The sequence below is a fragment of the Thermogemmatispora sp. genome, assembly GCF_019683635.1.
Lineage (GTDB): Bacteria > Chloroflexota > Ktedonobacteria > Ktedonobacterales > Ktedonobacteraceae > Thermogemmatispora.
On the sequence record NZ_JADGIA010000287.1, the window covers coordinates 1 to 4,990 of the forward strand.

Here is a 4,990-nt window from a genome sequence, read left to right on the forward strand (position 1 = left end):
ATCAGGGCAAAGAGCGTATCATAGATGTGCATGCTACTGATGATGGCATAGATCGGAATGATCACGGCCTGCAAGGGGATCGCCAGGCCCAGCAGGAACAGGTTAAAGATTGTCCGCGTCAGCCGGTTGCGCATGCGAGCGATCGCGTAGGCCGCCGGGACCGAGATCAGCAGGATCAGGGCTACGCTGATCACCAGCACAAAGAGGCTGTTCAGCAGATAGAGGCTAAAGCCATTTTCCCAGACGCTGATATAGTTTTCCAGCGTCGGCTGCGATGGAGGCAGCCAGGGGTTATCGAGATAGAAGCCGGCCTGTGAGCGCAGACTGCTCATAAACATGTAGAGCAGCGGATAGAAAGCCACCACAAACCACAGCAAGCCGCAGCAAGCCGGGATCAGCTCGACAAGTCGACTCGTCCGGAAAGGCCGCCGCTGGCGTGAAAGCCGCTCTGCTGGCGCACGCTTCTCCTCTCGTTCCTTCTCACCAGGGGCTGCTGGCGCTACCTCGGCCTGCATTGGCAGGCTCCGCCCCCCAGCAAAAGAGAACGCGCTCAAGAGCACACGGCTCAGCCGCATTGCCTCTCCTCCTTCTCTTCGGCATTCCATTCCTTTCTACCTTCCTTCTCTCGTCACCAGGCTGCTCACAGTCCTTCAAGCTGGCTTGACATGCGCAAGAAGCCGGTTACCCGCAGCAGCAAGAGAGAGAGCGCAATGCCGCTTATGGCCAGCACCAGCGCAATGACGCTGCCATAGCCGACTTGCTCGTTCATAAAGGCCGTAATATACATGTGCAGCGGCAGAATGCGCGTCGCGTAGCCTGGTCCGCCGCCGGTCATTACCCAAATCAGATCGAAGTAGGTCAGCGAGCCGGTCAGCATAAAGATCGAAGAAGTGATGATGGTGTACTTCAATTGCGGCAGCGTGATCGAGAAGAACTTGCGCAACCTGCCGGCGCCATCGATCTCCGCTACATCGTACAGCTCACGGGGAATCTGACGCGCACCAGTCATATAGAGCAGCGAATGGAAAGGGATGAACTGCCAGGCGATGACGATGGCCACCACATAGAAAGCCAGGCTTGGATCGCCGAGCCAACCACGCGCCCAAGAAGAGAGGCCGATGGCCCGCAAGGCGACATTGATCAGGCCGAAGTTGGGGTCAAGGATCGAGATCCAGGTGATCCCGATAGCCACCGTTGAGAAGAGCAAGGGCAGAAAGTAGAAGACGCTCAGGACAGCGCGATAACGCTGCTGGCCTGCCATAAAGACCCCAAGCAGCAAACTCAGCGGAGTCTGCAGCACCCAGGTCAGGATCATCATTTCCACTGTCAGTCCAATAGCGTGCAGCGTCAGCGGATCAGAGAAGAAATGCAGCCAGTTCGCCGGGCCGATCCAGACCGCCTGGGCGATGCCATTCCAGTTCGTAAAACTCAAGTAGACGGCCACTAACAGGGGGAAGAGCGCGAATAAGGCGTAGAAACAGAGGGCCGGAGCAGTCCATAGGAGTGCCGGCCAGGAGGCGGGCCGTCTTCGGATAGGAGCGACGCGCGCGGTCACACTCATACTCATAGTTTTAGCCTCAGCTCAGCGGAGAACAGCGGGTGCTAGCAGCATCTCATAGCCTCACCAGCAAGCAATCAGTGGCCTGGAGAAGCGAGCCAGCACTTAGTGCGCAAGTCAACAACCTGGTTGCACTCGTCAGCAGTGCAGGTCCCGAGAGCGGTGCGTAACTGAGTGAGTGGGTAGGTAGAACAGGGGACCCTCCCCGCTCGTAGACCCTGCTCCACCTACCACACTGCTCCGATACAACTACCGCTGCAGTAGCTAGCTTGCCCTACATCAGGTACCGATCGTCTGATTCATATTAGCCGAGAACTGCTGCGGCGAAATCTGGCGCAGGAAGAGCTGGTCCAGATTGGTCAGCAGCGCCTGGGCAGGCTGCGGCGGCAGAGCCTGATCCCAGGCCAGTTGGAAGTGGACAGCCTTCTGCACCAGGCGATAGACGAAGAGTAGCCAGTCACTATGTGGAGCGCTGCTCAACTTGTTTTCGATGCCCTGGACTGGAGGAATCTCACCCAGAGCAATGCGGCGATCGACCGCCTCATCATTGAGGACAGCGTCCTTGAGATAGGTCACGCAGGCTTGAGTGGCCTTCGACGTCTTGGCGACCGAGTAGTAATTGCAGGGAACACCCGTCAGATTGGAGGGATCGCCAATGCCGCCCTCGACCGCCGGGAAGGGGAACCAACCGAGCTTGCCCTGCTGGATAAAGGAGGGATCATCGTTCAGAATGGTGCCGAAGTCCCAGGTACCCATCAAGTGCATGGCAGCCTTGCCGGTATAGAGCAGGGCACTGGCCTGGCCCGTATCGTAGCTCACCGAAGCGAAACCGCTGCCGAAGGCCCCGGCGGCCACCAGGTCCTGAATCATCGTATTGGCCTTGATAATGACCGGGTTTGACCAGGCATTGGGCTGATTGGCCATGATGGCATCAAAGACCTGCGGACCGCCAAGGCGGTCGACCAGGTACATCTCATACATCAAATAGGTCCACTTACTTGCCCCACCCAACGCAATCGGCTGCAGCCCCTGTTGCCTCACTGTTTTCACCAGATTGAGCAGATCGCTCCAGGTCTGGGGGATCGAGAGCTTATACTTCGCGAAGATATCCTTATTATAGAGGAAGACCACAGGCTGCACCCCATCGTTGGGGATGCCATAGATGTGGCCGTTGAAGGTTGCTGCTCCCAGTGAGGAAGGCAGGAAGCGATCGCGCCAGGCCGGATCGGCGTTGAGATCAGGAGTAAGATCATAGACATCGCCGGCATCGATATAGGATTTGAGGATGCCGCCGCCCCAACCAAAGAAGATATCAGGGGGTTGATGCGCTCCCATCGCCACCTGCAGCTTCTGCTTGTAGGGGTCATTCTGGAAGAACTGGACGGTGGCGTGAATCGAGGGGTGTGTCTGGTTAAACTTCGCCGTGATATCCTGGATCAGCTTCTGATCATTGCCAGTGCTGATATCCCAGACCACAATCGACTGAGCGCTGCCCCCTCCGCCGCTCTGGCCACCCACGCCAAAGCAGCCCGAGAGCAGCGCGGCCAGCGAGACCGCGCCGGTTGTCTGGAGAAAGTCGCGGCGAGAGAGTCTCCTTTGCTGCATAGTTCCATCTCCTCTGGCATCTTTGCTCGCCCGTCATGACTGAGGCCCACGCAGACAGTGGCATGGTGCTGCACATGGACAGACCCGGAAAACATCCTTGCTTGGCCGGTAGAACAGGGCAGCCCTCTGGCTTGCCGTGCCCCTGTCGCCGTCCCGGGACGGGGGCCAGACAAGAATAGAGAGACCGAAGCGAGCCGGCACCGGGGCTGGCCGCCAGAGGGCTGTCTTGAGAGCAATAGATCAGGCGCTCGTCGCTGAGAATAGCCTCCTTTCTGCAGCTTCTGCTGCTGCGGCTGCCTTCGCCACCCGCTCTGGTGGCTGGTAAGACGCAGGCTGATCTGACCTGCCATCCTTACATGTATACAGCCAGACGTGCATACATACTGATGTGTTTTTCACCAGTAATCTATGAGCACACGCCTCCCTGCGATGATCGGCGCCCTGACGAGCGCTAGCGATCAGGCGAAGGTGGGGGCGCGCAGGACTCGCGCACAACCAAGGAGGTCGCCAGCTCGATGCGCATGCTATCGAGCGGTTCGCCTGCAATCAGGCGCAACAACATTGTTGTCGCCATGCGACCCATTTCGGCCAGAGGTTGGCGGATAGTTGTCAACGTTGGGGAGACCATCGTTGCGATGGGCACATCGTCAAAGCCGACCACACTGACATCGTCGGGCACGCGCAGGCCATGTGCCCGCAGGGCGGCATAGACTCCCATCGCCTGCAAATCGCTGCCGGCGAAGATCGCTGTTGGCGGCTGAGGCAAAGCCAACAGCGCGCAGGTCTGATCGTAGCCTGTCTGCTGGCGAAACTCACCGGGGCGGATCAGCTCCGGCTCGATCGGCAAGCCTGCCTCCTCCAGAGCGGCGCGATAGCCGGCAATGCGATCCTGACTGCAGCGGAGATTAGGCCAGCCGGCGATAATAGCGATGCGGCGATGTCCCAACGAGAGCAGATACTCGGTTGCCGCTCGCCCGCCAGCCCAATTCGTAGCGCCCACTGACGGGACATCGGGTCCCAGCTCGCCGCGATGGTCGACCACCACAAAGGGGATACGATGCCGGCGCAACTCGTCGAGGCGATCAGACTGGCCCTGCGCGAGCACCAGAATGGCCCCATCGGTCGCACCCTCAATGACCTGGCGCAGCCATTGCCGCTCACGGCGTGACTCGTCGTGTGTCGTCGAGAGGGCCATGCGCAGCTCCGTACGCTCCAGCACCTCCTCCACACCGCGAATGATCTCGAAATAGTAGGGGCTATCCAGATCCGGCACCACGAGGTCGATGATCCCGCTGCTCCCTCGTCTGAGGGCATTCGCTACCCGGCTGCGCACATAACCAGCCTCGCGAATAACACGCTCGACACGCTCACGCGTAGCCGGAGCCACATCCGGGCGGTTGTTCAGGACGCGGGAGACCGTCGGGATCGATACCCCAGCGCGAGCCGCGATCTCGGCGATGGTGCTGCGTCGCCGATTCATGCTCTGCCTCGACTTTGTGTTCATTACCGGTAACCTTATCGCAACAGTGGTTGTTTGAATCATACCTGGGAATCAGCCTTCTGTCAAGGGTGATCTTCAGCTGGTCATCTCAGCTCTTTGTTCTGAAAGCGCTGAATGCTGAAAAAAATATGGCTTCTCTGACGACATTTTTCCGATAACGTTATCATAGACAGAAGGCCCAGGATGGCCCAGCGATTCGCCTGGTTCCGGTCGGCTATGCTACCATACATGATAGAAGGCCGCAGACAGGGTTAGCGGCTTTCGGCTATCGCCTTGGCCGGCCTGACTGAGCCTGGACCAAGGCCAGTAATAGGGAGTGAGGATGT

The 4,990-nt window shown here is 58.8% G+C and carries 3 protein-coding genes and 1 pseudogene; all 4 read right to left on the minus strand.

What is annotated here, in order from left to right; all coding sequences use genetic code 11:
* A pseudogene (locus tag IRZ31_RS20125) lies at positions 1-575 on the minus strand (hypothetical protein); the annotation flags it as partial.
* 65 nt (positions 576-640) lie between these two features.
* A complete protein-coding gene (locus tag IRZ31_RS20130) occupies positions 641-1,567 on the minus strand; it encodes a sugar ABC transporter permease (RefSeq protein ID WP_297157172.1) in 927 nt (308 codons plus the stop codon).
* Between the two features lie 270 nt (positions 1,568-1,837).
* Positions 1,838-3,163: a substrate-binding domain-containing protein gene (locus IRZ31_RS20135; RefSeq protein WP_297157175.1), complete on the minus strand. Its 1,326-nt coding sequence runs from the start codon at positions 3,161-3,163 to the stop codon at positions 1,838-1,840.
* Between the two features lie 451 nt (positions 3,164-3,614).
* On the minus strand, positions 3,615-4,667 hold the full coding sequence (locus IRZ31_RS20140) for a LacI family DNA-binding transcriptional regulator (RefSeq protein ID WP_297157178.1): 1,053 nt from the start codon (positions 4,665-4,667) through the stop codon (positions 3,615-3,617).
* Positions 4,668-4,990: the final 323 nt, after the last annotated feature.

What these genes read in the sequence shown, in the direction of transcription:
- IRZ31_RS20140 (WP_297157178.1), bottom strand. Translation starts at nt 4,667, where the DNA reads ATGAACACAAAGTCGAGGCAGAGCATGAATCGGCGACGCAGCACCATC.
- IRZ31_RS20135 (WP_297157175.1), bottom strand. Translation starts at nt 3,163, where the DNA reads ATGCAGCAAAGGAGACTCTCTCGCCGCGACTTTCTCCAGACAACCGGC.
- IRZ31_RS20130 (WP_297157172.1), bottom strand. Translation starts at nt 1,567, where the DNA reads ATGAGTATGAGTGTGACCGCGCGCGTCGCTCCTATCCGAAGACGGCCC.